General features: G+C 59.7%; 19 protein-coding genes and 1 pseudogene. 10 read left to right on the plus strand and 10 right to left on the minus strand.

All coding sequences use genetic code 11. The annotated features are described in order from the left end of the window. Positions 1 to 21: 21 nt before the first annotated feature. Positions 22 to 1,821 (minus strand): translation elongation factor 4, encoded by a 1,800-nt coding sequence (gene lepA, locus ACOERD_RS19400; RefSeq protein ID WP_419740171.1) that lies wholly within the window; start codon positions 1,819 to 1,821, stop codon positions 22 to 24. Between the two features lie 162 nt (positions 1,822 to 1,983). Between lepA and ACOERD_RS19405 the strand changes: the two genes are divergently transcribed. The 3 genes from ACOERD_RS19405 (at position 1,984) to ACOERD_RS19415 (ending at position 4,415) form a co-directional block, all read left to right on the plus strand. Beyond that, on the plus strand, positions 1,984 to 3,036 hold the full coding sequence (locus ACOERD_RS19405; protein ID WP_419740108.1) for a Hint domain-containing protein: 1,053 nt from the start codon (positions 1,984 to 1,986) through the stop codon (positions 3,034 to 3,036). Positions 3,037 to 3,086: 50 nt separating this feature from the next. Continuing rightward, positions 3,087 to 3,395, plus strand: a complete 309-nt coding sequence (locus ACOERD_RS19410; protein ID WP_170660004.1) for a hypothetical protein — start codon at positions 3,087 to 3,089, stop codon at positions 3,393 to 3,395. Between the two features lie 66 nt (positions 3,396 to 3,461). Next, positions 3,462 to 4,415, plus strand: coding sequence for a LysR family transcriptional regulator (locus ACOERD_RS19415; protein WP_170660003.1), 954 nt, complete (start codon positions 3,462 to 3,464; stop codon positions 4,413 to 4,415). Here the strand turns inward: ACOERD_RS19415 and ACOERD_RS19420 are convergent. Beyond that, on the minus strand, positions 4,412 to 4,855 hold the full coding sequence (locus ACOERD_RS19420; protein WP_170660002.1) for a low molecular weight protein-tyrosine-phosphatase: 444 nt from the start codon (positions 4,853 to 4,855) through the stop codon (positions 4,412 to 4,414). The genes ACOERD_RS19415 and ACOERD_RS19420 overlap by 4 nt on opposite strands. A 28-nt stretch (positions 4,856 to 4,883) precedes the next feature. Here ACOERD_RS19420 and ACOERD_RS19425 point away from each other — a divergent pair. Beyond that, a pseudogene (locus ACOERD_RS19425) lies at positions 4,884 to 5,288 on the plus strand (Sir2 family NAD-dependent protein deacetylase); the annotation flags it as partial. Between the two features lie 110 nt (positions 5,289 to 5,398). On the opposite strand, the gene ACOERD_RS19430 reads toward ACOERD_RS19425, so the two are convergent. Then, on the minus strand, positions 5,399 to 7,141 hold the full coding sequence (locus ACOERD_RS19430) for an IS1634 family transposase (protein ID WP_419737624.1): 1,743 nt from the start codon (positions 7,139 to 7,141) through the stop codon (positions 5,399 to 5,401). Here ACOERD_RS19430 and ACOERD_RS19435 point away from each other — a divergent pair. From ACOERD_RS19435 to ACOERD_RS19445, 3 genes are all read left to right on the plus strand, one after another. Continuing rightward, positions 7,134 to 7,313 carry a hypothetical protein gene (locus ACOERD_RS19435; RefSeq protein ID WP_419740109.1) on the plus strand — a complete coding sequence of 60 codons (180 nt, stop codon included), beginning with the start codon at positions 7,134 to 7,136 and terminating at the stop codon, positions 7,311 to 7,313. The genes ACOERD_RS19430 and ACOERD_RS19435 overlap by 8 nt on opposite strands. Before the next feature lie 14 nt (positions 7,314 to 7,327). After that, complete coding sequence (locus ACOERD_RS19440) at positions 7,328 to 8,020, plus strand: NAD-dependent deacylase (protein WP_419740172.1); 693 nt, start codon at positions 7,328 to 7,330, stop codon at positions 8,018 to 8,020. Between the two features lie 62 nt (positions 8,021 to 8,082). Beyond that, positions 8,083 to 8,691 (plus strand): DUF308 domain-containing protein, encoded by a 609-nt coding sequence (locus ACOERD_RS19445; protein ID WP_170660001.1) that lies wholly within the window; start codon positions 8,083 to 8,085, stop codon positions 8,689 to 8,691. A 97-nt stretch (positions 8,692 to 8,788) separates the two neighbouring features. Here ACOERD_RS19445 and ACOERD_RS19450 read toward each other — a convergent pair whose 3' ends face one another. The 4 genes from ACOERD_RS19450 to meaB all read right to left on the minus strand — a co-directional run bounded on the left by ACOERD_RS19450 (position 8,789) and on the right by meaB (position 11,545). Beyond that, positions 8,789 to 9,271, minus strand: a complete 483-nt coding sequence (locus ACOERD_RS19450) for a copper chaperone PCu(A)C (protein ID WP_419740110.1) — start codon at positions 9,269 to 9,271, stop codon at positions 8,789 to 8,791. Between the two features lie 45 nt (positions 9,272 to 9,316). Then, complete coding sequence (locus ACOERD_RS19455; RefSeq protein ID WP_419740111.1) at positions 9,317 to 9,667, minus strand: hypothetical protein; 351 nt, start codon at positions 9,665 to 9,667, stop codon at positions 9,317 to 9,319. A gap of 397 nt (positions 9,668 to 10,064) precedes the next feature. Next, positions 10,065 to 10,352, minus strand: a complete 288-nt coding sequence (gene rpmB, locus ACOERD_RS19460; protein WP_085794823.1) for a 50S ribosomal protein L28 — start codon at positions 10,350 to 10,352, stop codon at positions 10,065 to 10,067. Between the two features lie 221 nt (positions 10,353 to 10,573). After that, a complete protein-coding gene (gene meaB, locus ACOERD_RS19465; protein ID WP_419740112.1) occupies positions 10,574 to 11,545 on the minus strand; it encodes a methylmalonyl Co-A mutase-associated GTPase MeaB in 972 nt (323 codons plus the stop codon). Between the two features lie 120 nt (positions 11,546 to 11,665). Between meaB and hrpB the strand changes: the two genes are divergently transcribed. The 3 genes from hrpB to ACOERD_RS19480 all read left to right on the plus strand — a co-directional run bounded on the left by hrpB (position 11,666) and on the right by ACOERD_RS19480 (position 16,271). Then, entirely contained in the window at positions 11,666 to 14,089 is a 2,424-nt protein-coding gene (gene hrpB, locus ACOERD_RS19470; RefSeq protein ID WP_419740113.1) for an ATP-dependent helicase HrpB, read from the plus strand. A 163-nt stretch (positions 14,090 to 14,252) separates the two neighbouring features. Next, positions 14,253 to 14,711 (plus strand): NUDIX hydrolase, encoded by a 459-nt coding sequence (locus ACOERD_RS19475; protein ID WP_170640323.1) that lies wholly within the window; start codon positions 14,253 to 14,255, stop codon positions 14,709 to 14,711. 81 nt (positions 14,712 to 14,792) lie between these two features. Continuing rightward, positions 14,793 to 16,271 carry an inorganic phosphate transporter gene (locus ACOERD_RS19480; RefSeq protein WP_419740114.1) on the plus strand — a complete coding sequence of 493 codons (1,479 nt, stop codon included), beginning with the start codon at positions 14,793 to 14,795 and terminating at the stop codon, positions 16,269 to 16,271. A 62-nt stretch (positions 16,272 to 16,333) separates the two neighbouring features. Here the strand turns inward: ACOERD_RS19480 and ACOERD_RS19485 are convergent, their stop codons facing one another. From ACOERD_RS19485 to ACOERD_RS19495, 3 genes are all read right to left on the minus strand, one after another. Continuing rightward, complete coding sequence (locus ACOERD_RS19485; protein ID WP_419740115.1) at positions 16,334 to 17,308, minus strand: 2-dehydropantoate 2-reductase; 975 nt, start codon at positions 17,306 to 17,308, stop codon at positions 16,334 to 16,336. A 74-nt stretch (positions 17,309 to 17,382) separates the two neighbouring features. Further along, positions 17,383 to 18,345, minus strand: coding sequence for a pirin family protein (locus ACOERD_RS19490; RefSeq protein WP_170640329.1), 963 nt, complete (start codon positions 18,343 to 18,345; stop codon positions 17,383 to 17,385). Between the two features lie 10 nt (positions 18,346 to 18,355). Continuing rightward, entirely contained in the window at positions 18,356 to 19,396 is a 1,041-nt protein-coding gene (locus ACOERD_RS19495; protein WP_419738393.1) for an IS110 family transposase, read from the minus strand. Positions 19,397 to 19,759: the final 363 nt, after the last annotated feature.

The following is a 19,759-nucleotide window of genomic DNA, read 5'->3' on the forward strand; positions in this document are numbered from 1 at the left end:
CGCACTCGCACTAAAAATGGATTAAGAATCCATTTTTAGTGCGGAAATAAACGCCTCCTGAGGTATATCCACCTTCCCGAACTGACGCATCTTTTTCTTACCCGCCTTCTGCTTGTCCAGCAGTTTGCGTTTCCGCGTGGCGTCGCCTCCGTAACACTTCGCGGTCACGTCCTTGCGTAGGGCCGAGAGGGTCTCGCGGGCGATGACCTTGCCGCCGATGGCGGCCTGGATCGGGATTTTGAACATGTGGCGCGGGATCAGGTCTTTGAGCTTTTCGCACATCGCCCGGCCCCGCATCTCGGCCCGGTCGCGGTGAACCATTGTCGACAGCGCATCGACCGGCTCGTCATTCACCAGCACCGACATCTTGACCAGATTGTCCTCGGTATAGCCGGTCATCTGGTAGTCGAACGAGGCATAGCCCTTGGTCACCGATTTCAGGCGGTCGTAGAAGTCAAAGACGACCTCGTTCAGCGGTAGGTCATAGACGACCATGGCGCGGCTGCCTGCATAGGTCAGGTCCAGTTGGATGCCGCGGCGGTCCTGGCAGAGTTTCAACACGTCTCCGAGGTATTCGTCGGGCACCAGAATGGTCGCCTTGATGCGCGGCTCCTCGATATGGTCGACCTTGGAGGGGTCGGGCATGTCGGCGGGGTTGTGCAGCTCGATCATCTCGCCGTCTTTCATGTAGACGTGATAGATCACCGACGGCGCGGTGGTGATGAGCTCGATATCATATTCGCGTTCGATGCGGTCGCGGATGACCTCAAGGTGCAGAAGGCCAAGGAAGCCGCAGCGGAAGCCAAAACCCAGTGCGGCCGAGGTTTCCATTTCAAAGCTGAAGCTGGCGTCGTTCAGGGCCAGTTTGTCGATCGCGTCGCGCAGGTCTTCGAATTCGGAACTGTCGACGGGGAAGAGGCCGCAGAACACCACCGGCTGCGCGGGTTTGAAGCCTGTAAGAGCCTCTTCGGTGCCGTTGCGGTCATTGGTGATCGTGTCACCCACGCGGGTGTCGCGGACCTGTTTGATGGACGCGGTGAGAAAGCCGATCTCACCGGGGCCAAGCGAGTCCACCATCTCCATCTCGGGGCGGAAAACGCCGACGCGGTCCACATGGTGCAAGGTGCCGTTCGACATGAACTTGACCCGCATGCCCTTTTTCAGCGTGCCGTCCATGATGCGGACCAGAACGATGACGCCGAGATAGGCGTCGTACCAAGAATCCACCAGCATCGCCTTGAGCGGCGCGTCCAGATTGCCCTGCGGTGCGGGCAGTTGCTGCACGATGGCTTCCAGCGTCTCATGGATGCCCTGCCCCGTCTTGGCGCTGACCTGAATGGCGTCGGTCGCGTCGATGCCGATCACATCCTCGATCTGCTCGGCCACGCGATCACAATCGGAGGCAGGCAGGTCGATCTTATTCAGCACCGGCACAATCTCATGATCGGCGTCGATGGCCTGATAGACATTCGCCAGCGTCTGCGCCTCAACCCCTTGGGTCGAGTCCACAACCAGCAGCGAGCCTTCGACCGCGCGCATAGAGCGGCTGACCTCATAGGCAAAGTCCACGTGGCCGGGGGTGTCGATCAGGTTCAGCACATAAGCCTCGCCATTGTCGGCGGTATAATCGATGCGGACAGTGTTGGCCTTGATGGTGATGCCGCGCTCACGCTCGATATCCATGCTGTCGAGCAGCTGTTCCTTCATGTCGCGATCCTTGACCGTTCCGGTCTCTTGGATGAGCCGGTCGGCAAGGGTTGATTTGCCATGGTCGATATGCGCGACGATGGAGAAATTGCGGATATGAGCGAGGTCTGTCATGGATTGGGATATGTCCGGAGTTTGTGGTCTCGTCAAGCGCTGAAGCGTTGCAAAAAAGGCCATCCTCGCAGCTTTCTGACCAGTAGCATTTACCGGATTCTAGCCAATGGGTAGAATGATAAAAGCGACTGATCCGAATAAGAACCAGAAAGCAGCTATCAGGTGGCCGACTATTCTATCTTCGTTTTGGGCGAAAGCCAGTTAACGGTTTCGGTCGCGCAAGGGCTGGACGGCCTCACCCAAGGCACCGGCATCCATCTGATTGGTGAAACAATTACGTTCGACACTCTAGCTGTTACAGAAGTCTTCATCACGGACGCAGGTTCAGACACGAGCTTTGCAGACAATGATGGCAATCAGCGCTTGGATGGCGACCAAACAATTGATGGGACCCTGTTTTCCAGTGGTACGCGGGTTGAGGCCGAGTATGGAATTACCCTGACGGATGGAACCAATGCCTACCAGGCTGTTGCCTTCAATGTGAATAACTCCTCCCCCGCCTTTGGTACAGTTGAAGGGATAGCATTCATCGGCGGCCCGGGCGAGTTTCCTCCGTCAGGTATCCCACTGACCGTCGTCAGCACACAAGAGGGCCCGAGCTTTGAATCCTCAGATTATGTGAGCCCAATCTGCTATTGCCGTGGAACACTCATAGAGACCCCAGAGGGTGATATCCCGATTGAGAAGCTTCAGGTGGGCGACTTGGTCTGGACGAAAGATGACGGGCACCTGCCAGTCACTTGGGTCGGATCCCAAGATGTCATCGCGAGCGGCAGTTTTAGACCTGTCGAAATCCCCCCGGGCCCATTGCAAAATCCAATTGCGCTCAGTGTTTCACAGCAACATCGGCTGCTGATCACGCATCCTGCGGCTGAGCTAATGTTTGGGGCGCCGGACGTGTATGTTCCTGCAATCAGCCTTGTTGATGTTGGCCTTGCGCACTTCTCCGATGCACGCGCCGTTAGTTATCATCACATCTTGCTTGATCGACATAGCATCCTAAAGGCCAACGGGCTTGAGTCAGAAAGTATGTTTGTTGCGAAAGCACCTCGGGACGCAGAGCCAGACGCTTTGTTTTTTCAGAATTTCAGCCCCTTAGTGGCCGAGCCGATGCAGATCGCGCGAATGCCACTTCGACGTCGTGAAGCCACGGTTTTGCTTTGTGAAGTCCTACGTATTGATCCCAAGCCCCGTTTGATTCATACTCCCGCGTAGATTGAGAGGGGCGCAAGATCCCTCCAAGCAGGCAAAAACGAGGCATGAGCATGAAACAGTTCCTCCTAATCGCATTTTGTGCGGCGTCGCTGACGACAGTGGCTCCAGTTGCGGACGCATCGCAGATCAAGCGGGCGTGTTTGGCGTCGGATCGTCAGGCGGCGACGCGGGCACGGTGTTCTTGTATCCAGCGCGTGGCAGATCAGGCGTTGACGCGCAGTGATCAGAAGACCGTCTCGAAATGGTTCACAGACCCCCATCAGGCGCAGCAATTAAAGATGTCTCAGACGGCACGCGATGACGCGCTGTGGGATCGCTATCAGAACTTTGGCCAAATGGCGCAGGCGATCTGCAGCTAGGCCGTTCTGAAACCTTGACCTGATGCCCGCTGCGCCCCAGAAAAGGCGCAGCGAAAGGTGTATCTTATGGTGATGAAAGGGCTGACCCTCCGGGGCCTTGAGGTGTTTGAGGCGCTGGCCCGGACAGGATCGGTGGCACAAGCGGCCGAGATCACGGGGCTCAGCCAGCCCTCGGTTTCTCAGCAATTGCGCAATCTGGAAAAGGCCATCGGCACCGACCTGGTGGACCACGGGCGAAGGCCGATGCGACTGACGCAGGCCGGGCGCAGTTTTCTGACACGCGCGCAGGCGGTTCTGTCCGAGCTGCAGATGGCCCAAAGCGAGCTGACCGTGATGGATCTTGGCCATCTCACGACGCTCTCGATCGGATTGATCGACGATTTCGACAACGACCTGACACCGCGGCTTGCGACCCTTTTGGCCGACAGCCTGACGCGCTCGAAATTCAAGCTGATCACCCTGCCCAGCCTTGACTTGTTTTCCGAGCTTGAAGCACAGCGCCTGCATATGGCCGTCTCAGCCCATAGCGGCGAGGTGTTGGAGGGGGTCGTAGAGTACCCTCTGGTGCAGGACCCCTTCATTCTGGTCGCGCCGAGCAGCGTCAGCAATGGAACCGAGGCTGTCGAGAAACTCCCTTTCCTGAGATATGCGCGCGAGCAGCTGATCAGCCGCCAGATCGAGGGTCATATCGCCCGACAACAGATCGAGTTCGAAGAGCGGTTCGAGATCGGCTCACACCTGGCCCTGATGGCGATGGTGGCGCGGGGCTTGGGCTGGGCGATCACCACACCGCTGGGATACATGCGCGCGGCCCGGTTCCATGAAGACCTGCAGGCCCATCCTTGCCCCCTCGGGGCGTTTTCACGCACGATTTCGTTGTTCACCCGCACCGACTGGTCCGATCAGGTCCCGCAAGAAGTCTCTGGCATGATGCGACGGCTGATGCAAAGCCAGATGATCGACCCGGCCATTGCCAAGCTGCCTTGGCTCAGCGGACAGTTGAAGGTGATTGACAGCTAGCCCTCAAGATGCGCGGCAAGCCCTTCGACGGCGGTCTCGATCAGATCCAGCGCACCGTCAAAATCCCGCGTGTAGTACGGGTCGGGCACGTGATCCGCGCCGGTCTGTGGCGCGAAATCGGTCAATAGACGCACCGGGGTCTGATTGCCCAATGGGCGCAAGGCCTCGATATTCGCGATGTTTTCTGCGTCCATCCCAACAATCAGATCGAACCGCTCGAAATCCTCAACCACGAATTGCCGGGCCCGCAGATCGTCCAGCTTGATATCCCGGGCTATCGCTGCGGATTGCATCGGGCCATAAGGCGGCTTGCCGATATGCCAGCCTGCCGTCCCGGCGCTGTCGATTTCATGGTGGGGCGCGCGAGTGCGAAAAGTGCCCTCGGCCGCAGGAGACCGACAGATATTGCCCAGGCAAACAAAGAGGATACGATGTGTCATGGGCCAATCTGTAACGCGTGAGGGGCATATGGAAAAGATCGTCATTCTGACCGGAGCCGGGATTTCCGCCGAAAGCGGCCTCAGCACCTTTCGCGAAGAGGGCGGCCCATGGGCGCAACACCGGATCGAGGATGTGGCAACGCCCGAAGGTTTCGCCCGCGATCCTGCCTTGGTTCAGGGGTTTTACAACGCCCGCCGCGTGCAGGCCGCCAAGGTGGAACCCAACGCAGCGCATAAGGCGCTTGCCCGGCTGCAACGGGACTTTCCGGGCGAGGTTGTGATCGTCACACAGAATGTCGACGGGCTGCACGAGGCCGGCGGCGCGCAGGATGTGATCCACATGCACGGGAAACTATCCGGCGCGCTCTGCGCATCCTGTGGCCACCGCTGGACAGCACCGCCTGAGATGGAGGTGGGCGAGCCCTGCCCGGCCTGACTTCCGACATTTTTTCGTATAAGTCATTGATATTATTATGCCTTGGTTGCCAAAAGGCACTACACGGACTTTTTTCGCCAGCGATTGTTTCGGAGTGTTGAGGGAGCTCAGGCTTTGGTCTGGCCAGTTTTTCGGGTGCGCCCGGGGGGTATCTTGAAAGGGGCTTCGTTCCAGGTCAGGCCGACGCAGGTGAGGATGCGTCTGGCATCGACCGTGGCATGGCTTGGCATGCCGTAGCGGTCAGGGGTGCCTTTGTGGCGCAGGATCGAGAGCTGCAATGCGTTCAACTCGTTGCGGATACGAGCCGGGCTCATCGGGTGTCCGAGCAGGTCCAGATGCTTGCGCAGGTGCTGCAGGCAGCAGAAGGCCATGTAGCAGATGGCGATATGGGCCCGGACCCGACGCGGCGACCAGTGATAGATGGGCCGGATTTTCAGATCGTGCTTGTTGGTGCGGAAGCAGGCTTCGATCTCCCACAACTGGTGATAGCGGGCAATGACGTCCTGTGCCTCCAGTTCGTCCGCACCATGAACAACAATGGCATGCAGCCCGTCCCATTGTGCCGCTGCCTTGATCTTTGCATCATCCAGCGTGACGTCCCCGCTGTCGGGGAAGGCCAGGAAGCGGCCATATCCCCGGCTGCTGAAGCTGCCGGGTTTGCGAGAGCGCTTGAGCTTCTTGTGCAGCTTTTCGATTGCCTTGTCGCGCTTGTGGGCATCATTGCGTGCCCGGGTGGGTGACCAGGTCACAATGACCCGCGCTCCCTCCTGGTCGATCACCTTGTACCAGCCCTTCTCGGTTGCCTCTTCAGAACCGTGTCCAGCCCAAGGCTGGCGTCCCTCCGGGCTCAAAATGTTCGCCTTCACGGCGGCCGGGGCGGACTTCATGCGATAGCCGAGGATGTAGGGCAGACCCTTGTTCTGCAACATCTGCTGGTTGTCCTTGCTGAGCATGGCGGCATCGGCCACGAACGTGACCCTGGCCACGTCGAAGCGTCCCTCCAACGCCTTCAGCGCAGCTTCCAGCGTATGACCTTCCCAGGTGTTTCCCGGGAAGAGTTCATAGCCCACAGGCAGCCCATCGGAGGTGACGATCAGCGCCAGCATGACCTGAGCGCGGTGATGCTTGCCATCCTTGCTGAAGCCCTTGGCCAGAAGATGATCCTGCTCGACCCCGTCCGCATCCTCGGCCGGGTCCTCGCGCTCGGTGTCAAAGGCCAGGGTCGTGCAATCGTAGAACAGCACGGTCACTGGCCCGCCCAGCAACTTCTCTGCCGCCGCGTGAGAGGTTTTGCAAATCCCGTCTATCACCGGCGTATTGATGTAATCCATGCTCCGATAGACCACGTCCAGATTGAGCGTGATGCCTGCCTGGTTCTCCAACGCCTCCACGGTCGCGCGCTTGCTCTCGGGCTGTGCGATCCGCGCCATAACCAGCTCTTTCACAATGCGATTGGCACTTTTACGCGCCGCCCCCAGAAGGGCCCCCCAACCCAGTTGGTCATACATCGTCCCCATGACATCCCGCAGACCCAGAGAGACCCGCGCCTCCTCACGGCACTCGGCAAGATCAACGCCAAGCTTGTCCGGCCGCGGAGCGCGGCGCACCAGCGCCTGCAGATCGGCATATTCCGTGGGCGTGAACAGTTCCATTTGCGGCGAGCGATCAATGCGTAATTGCTCCATCAAGCGGCCCGCCAGACGCTTGATATCCTCAATCTCGCTGTCGTTATGGGCCACACCCACATGGCGCAGGATCTTCTGGCGTACCTTGGAGCCGGTGCGGACGGATTCAACGATCTGGATCCGTGTGCGGTTGAGCTTTGCGTCATGTTTGGTGCGGATGAACATGGGCGAAGAGGTTAGCCATCTGAAGGCCCATGTCAATACTTTTTATAATAATGGGGCACTACAACGCGCCTCTGAGCAACCACACCTGAAAACAAACCAAAAACCCAGTCAGATCAACAAAAAGGTCGGAAGTCAGGAAAGAGGATACGATGTGTCATGGGCCAATCTGTAACGCGTGAGGGGCATATGGAAAAGATCGTCATTCTGACCGGAGCCGGGATTTCCGCCGAAAGCGGCCTCAGCACCTTTCGCGAAGAGGGCGGCCCATGGGCGCAACACCGGATCGAGGATGTGGCAACGCCCGAAGGTTTCGCCCGCGATCCTGCCTTGGTTCAGGGGTTTTACAACGCCCGCCGCGTGCAGGCCGCCAAGGTGGAACCCAACGCAGCGCATAAGGCGCTTGCCCGGCTGCAACGGGACTTTCCGGGCGAGGTTGTGATCGTCACACAGAATGTCGACGGGCTGCACGAGGCCGGCGGCGCGCAGGATGTGATCCACATGCACGGGAAACTATCCGGCGCGCTCTGCGCATCCTGTGGCCACCGCTGGACAGCACCGCCTGAGATGGAGGTGGGCGAGCCCTGCCCGGCCTGCAACGCCCCCACCGCACGTCCTGACGTGGTCTGGTTTGGAGAAATGCCTTATCATATGGAGGAGATTTTCGATCACCTTGCCTCTGCCACGATCTTCGCTGCGATAGGCACATCAGGCCAAGTCTATCCGGCGGCGGCTTTTGTCCACGAAGCTCAAGCGGTTGGGGCGCGGACAGTTGAAATCAATCTGGAGCCGACAGGCGGTGGCTTCGACGACCATCTTCTGGGCAAAGCGTCCGAAACTGTGCCAAAATGGGTTGATCGCTTACTACAGATCCAAACCTAGTGCGAACGACATAGCGGGACTATCCCGCTCAATTTCAACAAGGTTTTTCAAGAGGCCGCGAAATGACCGATCAAAACCCCCAAACCGGCGAAATCCTGGACGATGACAGCATGACCGAGCGAGACAGGCTGAGCGCGCAACTCTCAAGCCTGTGGTGGACGTTCCTGATACGTGGAGTGCTGGCGGGTGCGGTTGGTATCGCTGCGCTGTTCTGGCCGTCCGGCAGCATCGCGCTGTTGCTGCGGCTGGTTGGGGCACTGTTGATCATCGACGGTGGCTTGACCCTGCTTGGGGTTGGGCGTCGCGGGCTGTTGGGCGGGGCGGCCATCGGCGCTGTTCTTATCGGCCTGGTCCTGCTTATTTGGCCGGAAGGCACCGTCAAGCTGGCCTTCTTCCTGCTGGGCGCTTGGGCATTGATCATTGGCATCGGTTCACTGGCCGCTTCACAACAAATGAATGAACGCGACCCTCAACGCGGCTCGATGCGTGTGTCAGGGATCGCAGCTTTGATCATCGGCCTCGTCCTGATGATATGGCCAGCGGTTGCATTGATCGCACTGGGATGGGCCATAGCCTTTTCAGCCCTTGCGATTGCAGCCGTAATGTTCTGGCTCGCTACCCGCCTGCACAGCGCCAGCGACAGGGTCGGCATGAAAACCATCAATCGTTAGAACGCCAACATCAACCTAGGGACGCAAAAGGCCGGGCTACGTGCCCGGCCTTACGCATGGATGACGGCCGCAGCGCGGCCCGAAGACAGGCGTTCACCTAGTTCGAATGCGACCCGTGGTTATCATGGCCATGCTTGTCCTGGCGCTCCAGATCAACCGGAATCTCGACCACGACCTCACCTGCGTTTTCAAAAACCAGCGTAACCGGCACCGTCTCGCCTTGCTCAAACGGGTCCTTCAGACCCATGAACATCACATGGGCGCCCCCGCGCTTGAGCGCTAAGCTCTCACCCGCTGGAATCACAAAGCCCTCCTCGACATGCACCATCTTGGCCACGCCCGCATCGTCGATCATATGGGTGTGCAGCTCGACCCGAGCCGATACGTCCGAAGTCGCACTGATCAGGCGATCATCGGTATCACTGGTGTTCTGTATCACCATAAAGGCCGCACCCGCCTTGGCTGCCTTACCAGACGACCGAGCGTATGCGTCGTCTACAACGATGATATCGGCGGCAAGGGCTGGAACGGCCAACACACAACCGGCCAGTGTTGCGAACAGAGTGGATTTGAGGGACATCGCGCCTCTCCTCTTTCATTTGGTCTGACTTGTATCGAAAGGAAATCAGACCGTTGCCGGAGGGGCCCGCGCCGGTTTCCGCGGCAACGGCAGCGCGATCAGGTTCTCATCGCGGCTGAGCGGATGAACACCACCCAACAGCGGCGCATCAGGTACGACCGGAGGATGCGGATGAACCGCCCCCAGCAGAGCTAAAGCATAGTCAGGACAATAGTGCGGAGGCGCTGTCGGCTGCCCGTCCTCATCCATATAGACGACAACGGGTCCTGTGCCCGTACACAGCATCATCTGGCCTACGGCGCGGTCAACTCCGCGCGAAACGGCCAATCCCTGCCCTGTCAGAACAACCAACAGGCACATCACAACAGGCAGGATTCGAGGCACGAAACGTTTCATTAGGCCTCGATATAGGCCGCTGAGCTAACGGGCTTCAAGCGCCAAACCGTCGCGCCCGAAATCGCTTCAGTATTCCAGGCCGCGCCGCTTAACTGTTCCCTTTGTGAGGCTGGTATGAGACCGGTTCACCCGGCGCTGCATCCGGGAACATGCGGAAATTGTCTTACTTGCCAGCTTACTCAGCAAAAGAAAGAAATAAAAACTCTTAAATGACATTGGACAACACTCGTTGCTGATAAACCAATAATGTCAAAAATAGGGCGCCCCGGTCTGTGAACAAGATCACTCAAGAGGATTTTGTTTCCTAAATCTTCACAGTTCCCACTGATCGTTTCCAAACAAAAAAGCCCCGAACCACTTAGGTTCGAGGCCTTGAAATTCTTATAAGTGTAAGGACTTATGCTGCGGCTTGTGCCTTGGCGATTTCCTTTTTCACTTTCAGAGCGTTTGCCGACAACTCTTCGTCCTTGGCTTTCGCCAGGAACGCGTCCAGACCACCACGGTGGTCGACGGAGCGCAGGGCAGCCGCCGAGATGCGCAGCTTAACGCCGCGACCCAGGGTCTCGGACTGCAGGGTAACGTCGTTCAGGTTCGGCAGAAAACGACGACGAGTTCTGTTTTTGGCGTGGCTGACATTGTTGCCAGTCATCGGGCCTTTTCCGGTCAGTTCGCAACGGCGCGACATGGTTTCTTCCTTTGTTTCTGGAGGCCCGGCAAAATGCCTGCGGCCAAATCACAAGGGGCACAACCCGAAGTCGCGCCCGAAAACTGGTTGGATGCGTGTAGTGGGAATCGCTGGAAGGGTCAAGACACAGAGGACGGATTCTTTTCCGAAACCTCTTGCAACAGAACGGCCCGCAGGGCCGCACCTGCGGCGCGCGTATTTTGGAAAAGGTGAAAGCACCTTTAGACCAGACTCGCCAGCATTTTCTCGGCGGCTGCAGCAGGGCTGAGGCGACCTTGGGATACCTCGGCATCAAGCTGCGCCATCTGCGCCTTGGCCTGTGCTGTTTCGAGGCGAGCAAGCAGAGAAAGCCGCACCTCTTGATCAAACCAATAGCGGGCTTGTGCGGCGCGGTTGGATTGCCAGTGTCCTGCCTCGCGCCGCCAATCGGTCAGGCTCTGGATTTCCGCCCATGCCGTGTCCAGTCCATGTTCCTCAACCGCTGAGACAGCCATGGCCTTCGGGAAACCTTCGGGGTCCTGAGGCCGCTTGCGCAACAGGCGCAGGGCACCGGCGTAGTCGGCACAGGTGCGGGTTGCGGTTGCCTTAAGGTCTCCGTCGGCCTTGTTGATCAGGATGATGTCGGCCATCTCCATGATACCGCGCTTCACGCCTTGCAACTCATCCCCGCCTGCCGGGGCCAGTAGCAGCAGGAACAGGTCCGACAACTCCGAAACCACGGTTTCGGACTGACCGACGCCCACGGTTTCGATCAGGACGACGTCGTAGTCCGCTGCCTCGCACAGGGCGATGGCCTCGCGGGTGCGGCGGGCTACGCCGCCAAGGTGGCTCTGGCTGGGAGATGGCCGGATAAAAGCGTTTTTCTCGCGGCTCAAACGCTCCATCCGGGTTTTGTCGCCCAGAATGGAGCCGCCCGAACGAGCCGAACTGGGGTCGACGGCAAGAACTGCAACGCGCAGCCCCTGCCCGATCAGCATCATACCAAAGCTTTCGATGAAGGTGGACTTGCCGACACCCGGCGTACCCGACAGGCCGATCCGCAGGGATTGCCGCCCGGACTGCGCCAGATGAGACAGCAATTCGGTCGCTTGCGCCCGGTGATCCTCGCGCTGACTTTCGACCAAGGTAATCGCACGTGCCAAGGCCCGACGCTCACCCTGCAATATCCTGTCGCCCAAGTCAGCTATGTCCATCCGTCCGGTCCCTTTAGAATCCGCCCTAGATGAATGTGCAGAGCATGGTTTGTCCAGAGGCCCTGCGGGATTAACCGCGCTGCTTCTGGACGTCGGGTCCCGCTTTGGCGATAAGGCCGCATGAGCCGTTTGCCGATAGATGACGCCCTTCCTGACTTGCTGGAGGCCCTGAGAGCCCATGGTCGTGCCGTGCTGCAGGCCCCGCCGGGTGCGGGCAAAACGACACGGGTGCCTCTGGCGATGCTAGAGGCCGGAATATGCGCCGGTCGGATTGTGATGTTGGAGCCCCGGCGGCTGGCCGAGACGCTGGGCGAACGCGCCGGGCAAAGGGTAGGTTACCGCGTCCGGGGTGATGCGAAAGTGTCGAAATCCACCCGGATCGAGGTGGTCACCGAAGGCATCCTGACCCGCATGTTGCAATCGGATCCGGACCTGCCCGGCATCGGCGCGGTGATTTTCGATGAGTTCCACGAACGCTCTCTGAACGCCGATCTGGGGCTGGCGCTGTGTCTTGAGGTGACCGGAGCCCTGCGCGATGATCTGATCCTATTGGCCATGTCTGCGACGCTGGATGCAGACCCCGTGGGGAGGTTGATGAAGGCGCCGCTGGTGACCTCGGAAGGTCGCAGCTATCCGGTTGAAACGCGATGGTTGGAGAAACCACTGGGTGCGCAGGCCCGGCGGCTGGATGCGCTGATTGATCTGGTCGTTAGGGCGGAGCGGGACAGCCAGGCCATCGGTGGCGGTATCCTCGTGTTCCTCCCAGGCGAGGGTGAGATCCGCCGCGCAGAAAGCGCACTGTCCGGGCGACTGCCACAGGATTGCGTTGTGCGCCCTATCTTTGGGGCCATGCCCTTTGCCGCCCAGCGCGCGGCCATTGCGCCGGTTGAGAGCGGGCGGAAGGTGGTACTGGCAACCTCGATTGCCGAAACCTCGCTGACGATCCCCGATATCCGCGTCGTGGTTGATATGGGACAGGCACGGCGGGCACGGTTCGATCCCGGCTCGGGCATGTCGCGGCTGGTGACGGAGCGGGTGACGCGGGCCGAAGCTACCCAGCGCGCAGGCCGGGCGGGTCGGGTTTCAGACGGGCTGTGCTATCGGTTGTGGTCGAAAGGTGAGGAGGGCGCATTGGCCGCATACCCGCCTGCCGAGATCGAAGCCGCCGACCTGACCGGACTTGCGCTGGAACTGGCACTATGGGGCGCTGAGGCCAGCGATCTGGCATTTCTGACGGCTCCGCCCGAGGGCGCTCTGGCTGAGGCGCAGGCGTTGCTGACATTACTGGGCGCTTTGGATGGCAAGGGGCGTATCACGGATCATGGGCGTGCATTGGCTGCCCTGCCCTTGCATCCCCGCTTGGGTCATATGCTGGTGACGGCGGGGGCGCAGGCAGCCCCTCTGGCCGCACTGATGGCGGAACGTGACCCGCTAAAGGGCGCTCCGGTTGACCTGTCCTTGCGGCTTGAGGCTCTGCGCGACGCCCGTGCGTTTCAGCGCAACCGGGTCTGGCAAGTCAATATGGGCGTGTTGGACCGGGTGAAGGCCGAGGCCAAACGGCTGCGGGTGCAGGCCGGATCTGTGGCTGAAAACCTCAGCCCCGCCTCCATGGCCGCGCTGGCCTATCCCGACCGAATTGGCCAACGGCGCAAGGGCGATGCACCGCGCTATGTGCTGTCCGGTGGCAAAGGCGTTGTGCTGGACAACGACGACACGCTGGCCGGCGCGTCCTATTTGGTGGTCATAGATACGGACGGCAATCCGCGCGAGGCAAAGGCGCGCATGGCTGTACAAATCAGCGACGACGAAGTCCGAGACCTGTTTGCAGATCAGATCGGATGGGAGACCACCTGCGCTTGGTCAAAACGCGACCGACGGGTCATTGCACGGCGGCAAGAACGCCTCGGCGCAATCACGCTAGAGGACCGGATCTGGAAAGACGTTCCCGAAGACGCGATCGCACGTGCCATGTTGGACGGCGCTCGCGATCTGGGGCTGCGGTTGGAGGGAGCAGCCGCCCGGCTGGCCGCACGGGTCGAACTGGTGCGTGCCGATGGGATCGACCTGCCCGACTTCTCGGGCCAAGGGCTGATCGAAACAATGGAAGATTGGCTGCTGCCGATGCTCTCGGGCGTGCGCAGTGCAGAGGACTGGAAGCGCTTTGACCTGCTGCCCGCGCTGCGGGCCCGTTTGGACTGGGCGCAGACGCAAGAGCTCGACCGCCGTGCTCCGGGATCCTTCGTCACTCCACTGGGCCGCAAGGTTCCCATCGACTATGGCGGCGACGCGCCTGAAATCTCGGTGCGTCTGCAAGAGCTATTCGGTGTCACGCGCCATCCTGTGGTCGGAGGCACACCGCTGAAGATCACCCTGCTGTCTCCCGCACAACGCCCGATCCAAATCACCCGCGACCTACCAGGGTTCTGGGCTGGCTCTTACGCGGATGTACGCAAGGACATGCGCGCGCAATACCCCAAACACCCCTGGCCCGAAGATCCAACTCTGGCCGATCCGACGTTGCGAGCCAAACGAAGGCCCGGCTGAGGCATCAGCAAGCGCCGGATTTTGTCTAATTACCCCCAAATTGCGACAAAATTGCCGCCAAACCCCTAAGAAAAGCCGTTTTTTCGGGGTTACGTTGCATTCATCTATTCCGACGACTATCTGAACATGCATTGAGGTAAAATGTTTTCCGAGCGGCAGAACAATGAAAGCGCAGTTGCAGAGAATCTGGGATGAGGTCGGACGACCTATGATACAGCGACCTAAGCGCGTGCAGGTGGCCGCCCTCTGTACGCGTCAGACCAAATCAGGCCACGAGGTACTTTTGGTGACCAGCCGCGACACCGGGCGCTGGATCATTCCCAAAGGCTGGCCGATCGACGGGTTAGACGGCGCCGGAACTGCCCTGCAAGAGGCTTGGGAAGAGGCTGGCGTTCGCGAGGCCAAAGCCAAAAAAGAGCCGGTGGGTCACTTCACCTATGACAAGGTCCTCAAAGACGGCTCAGTCGAGGCGGTGTTGACCAGCGTCTACCATCTGCGCGTGACGAAACTGCTGGATGACTTCCCCGAAGCAGATCAGCGCCAGCGGAGCTGGGTGACGCCGAAGATTGCCGCTGAACGTGTGGATGAGCCTGAACTCAAGGCCCTGCTAAGGCATCTGTAAAGGTCAAGTGGCGTCATGGTTGCCCTCAGGTCGCGAAACCTGTAGGGACCGGCGTCACTCTTTTTGGACCTTGTCACACCCATGTCGAACACGAACTCCAAACCGCGCTGGAAGGCGCTGGACAGCGACCTGCATCGCATCTCGCGGGTCGAGACGGCGAATGCACATGTCGCCCGCCCCTTGCTGGCGCCGGGCGTCGCCCTGGCCTTTATGGCACTGGCCGGGCTGACAGCGGCGGTTCTGTTCGGACAGGCGGATGGTGGCGTGATCGTCGTCGCAGCGGCTGCGTTCGGGGCCTATATGGCAATCAATATCGGCGCCAACGACGTTGCCAACAACATGGGCCCGGCCGTTGGTGCAAATGCCCTGACCATGGGGGGCGCGATTGCCATCGCGGCCATTGCCGAAAGCGCTGGCGCGTTGCTGGCGGGCGGTGATGTGGTCTCGACCATCTCCAAGGGGATCATTGATCCGGCCTCGGTCCAGAACAGCAACGTGTTCATATGGGCGATGATGGCGGCGCTGATCTCCTCGGCCATGTGGGTCAATCTTGCGACTTGGCTGGGCGCGCCTGTTTCGACCACACATTCTGTCGTAGGCGGAGTCATGGGTGCTGGCGTCGCCGCGGCAGGGCTGAGCGCGGTCAGTTGGGGCACCATGGGGGCCATCGCGGCCAGCTGGGTGATCTCTCCGGTTCTGGGCGGCGTGATTGCGGCTGTGTTTCTGGCGCTGATCAAGGCCAAAATCCAGTATCAAGACGACAATATTGCAGCCGCACAGCGCTGGGTGCCGATCCTCGTGGGGCTGATGGCCGGTGCGTTCGCCACCTATCTGGCGGTGAAGGGGCTGAAGAAAATCGTTGCGATTGATCTGAACACTGCCGTTCTGATCGGTCTCGGCGCTGGTCTGCTGGCATGGGCCGTGACGGTGCCGTGGGTGCGCCGCCGCTCGATAGGGCTGGAGAACCGCACGCGGTCGCTGAAAACTCTGTTCGGGTTGCCTCTGGTGATTTCTGCGACCTTCCTCAGTTTTGCGCATGGGGCCAATGACGTGGCGAATGCGGTCGGCCCTCTGGCCGCTATCGTACACGCAGCCGAGTTCGGAGATTTCGCCGCCAAAGTCACCATTCCCACATGGGTCATGGTGATCGGAGCATTCGGGATTTCCTTTGGTCTGTTCCTGTTCGGGCCGAAACTGATCCGAATGGTGGGCAGTCAGATCACCAAATTGAACCCGATGCGCGCCTTCTGCGTTGCTTTGTCTGCCGCCATCACTGTGATCCTAGCCAGCTGGTTGGGCCTGCCAGTCAGTTCGACCCATATCACTGTGGGCGCCGTCTTTGGCGTGGGATTCTACCGCGAATGGCATTCCGACCGACGCTGGGCACACTCCAACCGCCAACGCCCTCCCGAGCAGCGCCTGGCGCGGGAAGAGCATCAGCGGCGCAAGCTGGTTCGCCGGTCGCATTTCATGACGATCGTGGCCGCTTGGGTGGTGACCGTTCCGGCAGCGGCTGTGTTGTCCGCTGTGATTTTCTGGATGCTGACTGCATTTGGATAAGCTGGGGACTTGCGAGGCTCTGCCTTGCGCTCCGGGATATTTTTAGCCAGATGAAGAGCGGATCAGGGACTGATCTGGGTAGGTCGCATGGGTTCTGTGGGGGTTGCGCGGATCAATTCGGCGACCCGGCTGTTGATTGGAGTTGGTCTGTTTAGAGACTGGCCAAGACGGACGATTTCGCCTTGTAGGCTGTCGATTTCCGTGGGGCGGCCAGCGCTAAGGTCATAGGCCATCGAGGTTCGCGCGCTGGGGTCGATGGTTAGCATTTTAGAGGCGATGCGCTTGAACAGAGGTGTCGGCAGGCGCAGGATATGCGGCGTCATCCATGCAGGCAGCGGCGTGGTCGAGGCGACCGGGTGACCGGCGGCTTTCAGAACCGCAAGCGCTTCGGCCATCTGATCGGCCATCAGGCGACGCCAATTGTGGTCCGTCAGTTGTTCGACCAGCGTAAGGCCAGATAGCGCATTCAGCGCGTTGTTGAGGTTGATGACGAGCTTGCCCCACTGAACGGCCTCTATCTCGCCGCTTTCGGCGATTGGAAGTCGGGTGCTGGTCAGATGTTCAGCCAAGGACCCCGGGCCCGCTTGTATGACGATATCCCCGGATGTGGCGCGGTGATAGGCGGCTGGGCGGGTTGGAACTACGTTAAAGGGGACCATCCCTGCGCGGACATCGTGGTTGGGCAATGCGGCGCGCAGGGTTCGGGCGTTCTCCATCCCGTTTTGCCACGAAAGGACCGGAGCCGACTGCGACGCGTGCGCAGCGATCAGCGCCGCCATGTATTCGGTCGCGCCAGATTTCACAGTGACGATGATCAGATCGGCTTTGGCCAGACAAGTGGGATCTGTGCTGAGCGTCAGCGACGTCGCCGAAACCGTGAGGCTGAGACCCGAGAAATCGGTGACCGTCAGTCCCTGCTCTCGGATCGGGTCCAAGACGCGGGCGCGGCCGAGCAGAGTGACCGTATGCCCGGCGTCAACCAGCAACGCGCCGCAATAGCAACCGATACTGCCCGCTCCTGCAATGACAATCTTCATGGCGATCCCTCCGTTGCGGGAAGGATCACCGGGTTGGCGCGTCGGGGCAAGCCCAGCGCGAGGTAACGTGGCGTTCAGCGGGCCAGTCTGGGTTTAGTGCGCTCCAGTTCTGGCGAGATTGGAATGAACTCCTGATCATCGCCGGGGGGCAAGTGGAAGGCTCCGTTCGCCCAGTCGGCGTTCTTCCATTCGCGCGTCGCGTGCTCGATCTTTTCCTTCGACGAGGACACGAAATTCCACCAGATATATCTCTCTTCGTTGAGGGTCGCGCCGCCGAGCAACATAAGCCGCGCCCCCATTGGCCCGGCCGTGACCGAAAGCTTGTCGCCCGGACGGAAGACCATCATGCGCCCTGCCTCGAACTTATCGCCCGCAATCTCGACCGAGCCTTCGGTGACATAGACGCCCCGATCCTCATGATCGTCCGGCAGCGGGAACGAGGCACCAGGGTCCAGTTGGACATCCAGATAGAAGGTCTCGGACAGCATGGTGACCGGGCTTGTCTCACCATAGGCCGAGCCGAGGATCAGGCGGGCGCTGACGCCTTTGTCCTGAATATGGGGCAGCGCGCCTTGTTTGTGATGCTCAAAATCCGGTGCCATATCCTCATGCGCTTCGGGCAAGGCGATCCAGGTCTGGATACCGAAAAGCTTGTTTTCGCGGGCGCGCGTCTCAGCACTTGTGCGTTCAGAGTGGGTCACGCCGCGACCGGCGACCATCCAGTTGACCTCACCGGGGTAGATCATTTGGTGGGTGCCCAGACTGTCCCGATGTTCGAACTCGCCCTGATACAGATAGGTCACCGTCCCCAGCCCGATATGAGGATGCGGGCGGACGTCGATGCCGCCTTCGGTGATGAACTCGGCTGGACCCATCTGATCGAAGAAGATGAACGGCCCGACCAGTTGGCGTTCGACCGATGGCAGCGCCCTGCGCACTTCGAACCCGCCCAGATCGCGGGCACGCGGGATGATCAACGTCTCAAGCGCCGGGTTTTCCGTGACGCAGTCGGGGGTGTGAGTCGGGTTCCAGCTCATGCCTGATCTCCTATGATGTTTGTCCAGCGGTTTGTCTGGTATTTTTGATCTTGAAGGCTGGGAAGTCCTCGAATATCCAATTGTTTTTCAATGTGTTGTAGATGATGGTCAGGAGCTTTCGAGCGGTGGCGATGATGGCTTTTCCCGACCCGCGCCGCTCCTTGATGCGGCGGTAGAACGTGTTGAGATAGCCGGAATATCGGATGGCGCTGAGCGTGCATTGCACCAGCGTCGTACGCACCAGCTTGTTGCCCTGCTTCGTAATCCTGCCGTGTATTTCAACGCCGTTTGAGGCGGCAACACGCGGCACGATCCCCACATAAGCGGCCAGTTTGTCGGCGGTGGCAAAGTCGTTCACATCGCCAATCCCGGACAGGAAAATCGCAGCGGCCCGCGCTCCAATGCCCTTGATTGAGGTGATTTCCTCAAACCCATCAAGCGCTGCAGCGGTCTCTTCCAGCGCCTTATCCAGCCTGCGGATCGCGGCACTCAACTGCAACGCCTGATCCCGCAGCTCCGTCAGTTCGATCCGTTCGACGTCGCTGAAGCGTTCAATCTCCAAAGCGCGCAACCGTTTGTCCGAGAAACCCGCCTTCTTGAGTTTGATCCCGTGCCGATTGAACATGCCATGGATCTTGTTGAGTACCCTGGTACGCGATTTCACCAACATGTCTCGAGTCTGTGCCAGAGAGGCCAGTTCGGTTTCACCTGCACGTTTCAGGCGTGTCTCGGGGAGCATGTCTTTAGACAGGAACGTCGCCAGAGCGCGCGCATCGTTGCGGTCGGTTTTCTTCACCGATTTGCGGATCACCTGGAACTGGCGTGGGTTCACCACGACGATCCGGCCCACGCAGGGGCGAATTTCTCGGCAGAACCATGCCGAGTTGCCGGTCGCTTCTACCGCCACTTCATCCTCCGCATCCACGCTCAGGCAGAACCGCTCAAGATCAGCCGCCGCGAGTTGAAACGTCTCAAACGCCTCTGAGCCATCCCCACCAATGCGGCAGATCGTGAAGGAATTCGTATGTAAATCGACACCAATAAAGGCCATGTGCTATACTCCCATCGTTGGGAGGCGGAACCCCGGATGGGGCGTGAACGGCCAAACCAAACTCCTATTCGAGGTCAGGGCAACAGCCCACGCCTCAGGATGGTCGTTCGGAAACAGGTGAAGGGTAATCTCCTTTACAGGGTCAAACGCCCTAGATTGCTCATACATCCTGAAACCTATCCGCCTCTCCCAACTCAATAACAGAATCAGGAATTTTGACCGTTCACAGCACATTCATCCCATCTCCTTTGGTCGGACGGGCTAACTTTCTAACGTTCCTGAATGCACTGTAGCGCAGAGTTCACGACATGTATCGCGCAACCATGCACATACTTGGTGCGGCGTCTGGTTCGTTGAAGCTCG

The sequence above is a fragment of the Ruegeria sp. genome, assembly GCF_965199275.1.
GTDB lineage: Bacteria > Pseudomonadota > Alphaproteobacteria > Rhodobacterales > Rhodobacteraceae > Ruegeria.

What these genes read in the sequence shown, in the direction of transcription:
- ACOERD_RS19435 (WP_419740109.1), top strand. Translation starts at nt 7,134, where the DNA reads ATGAACATGGGCGAAGAGGTTAGCCATCTGAAGGCCCATGTCAATACT.
- ACOERD_RS19410 (WP_170660004.1), top strand. Translation starts at nt 3,087, where the DNA reads ATGAAACAGTTCCTCCTAATCGCATTTTGTGCGGCGTCGCTGACGACA.
- ACOERD_RS19475 (WP_170640323.1), top strand. Translation starts at nt 14,253, where the DNA reads ATGAAAGCGCAGTTGCAGAGAATCTGGGATGAGGTCGGACGACCTATG.
- ACOERD_RS19485 (WP_419740115.1), bottom strand. Translation starts at nt 17,308, where the DNA reads ATGAAGATTGTCATTGCAGGAGCGGGCAGTATCGGTTGCTATTGCGGC.
- hrpB (WP_419740113.1), top strand. Translation starts at nt 11,666, where the DNA reads ATGAGCCGTTTGCCGATAGATGACGCCCTTCCTGACTTGCTGGAGGCC.
- ACOERD_RS19445 (WP_170660001.1), top strand. Translation starts at nt 8,083, where the DNA reads ATGACCGATCAAAACCCCCAAACCGGCGAAATCCTGGACGATGACAGC.
- ACOERD_RS19455 (WP_419740111.1), bottom strand. Translation starts at nt 9,667, where the DNA reads ATGAAACGTTTCGTGCCTCGAATCCTGCCTGTTGTGATGTGCCTGTTG.
- ACOERD_RS19480 (WP_419740114.1), top strand. Translation starts at nt 14,793, where the DNA reads ATGTCGAACACGAACTCCAAACCGCGCTGGAAGGCGCTGGACAGCGAC.
- ACOERD_RS19415 (WP_170660003.1), top strand. Translation starts at nt 3,462, where the DNA reads ATGGTGATGAAAGGGCTGACCCTCCGGGGCCTTGAGGTGTTTGAGGCG.
- rpmB (WP_085794823.1), bottom strand. Translation starts at nt 10,352, where the DNA reads ATGTCGCGCCGTTGCGAACTGACCGGAAAAGGCCCGATGACTGGCAAC.
- lepA (WP_419740171.1), bottom strand. Translation starts at nt 1,821, where the DNA reads ATGACAGACCTCGCTCATATCCGCAATTTCTCCATCGTCGCGCATATC.
- ACOERD_RS19450 (WP_419740110.1), bottom strand. Translation starts at nt 9,271, where the DNA reads ATGTCCCTCAAATCCACTCTGTTCGCAACACTGGCCGGTTGTGTGTTG.
- ACOERD_RS19430 (WP_419737624.1), bottom strand. Translation starts at nt 7,141, where the DNA reads ATGTTCATCCGCACCAAACATGACGCAAAGCTCAACCGCACACGGATC.
- ACOERD_RS19495 (WP_419738393.1), bottom strand. Translation starts at nt 19,396, where the DNA reads ATGGCCTTTATTGGTGTCGATTTACATACGAATTCCTTCACGATCTGC.
- ACOERD_RS19490 (WP_170640329.1), bottom strand. Translation starts at nt 18,345, where the DNA reads ATGAGCTGGAACCCGACTCACACCCCCGACTGCGTCACGGAAAACCCG.
- ACOERD_RS19440 (WP_419740172.1), top strand. Translation starts at nt 7,328, where the DNA reads ATGGAAAAGATCGTCATTCTGACCGGAGCCGGGATTTCCGCCGAAAGC.
- meaB (WP_419740112.1), bottom strand. Translation starts at nt 11,545, where the DNA reads ATGGACATAGCTGACTTGGGCGACAGGATATTGCAGGGTGAGCGTCGG.
- ACOERD_RS19420 (WP_170660002.1), bottom strand. Translation starts at nt 4,855, where the DNA reads ATGACACATCGTATCCTCTTTGTTTGCCTGGGCAATATCTGTCGGTCT.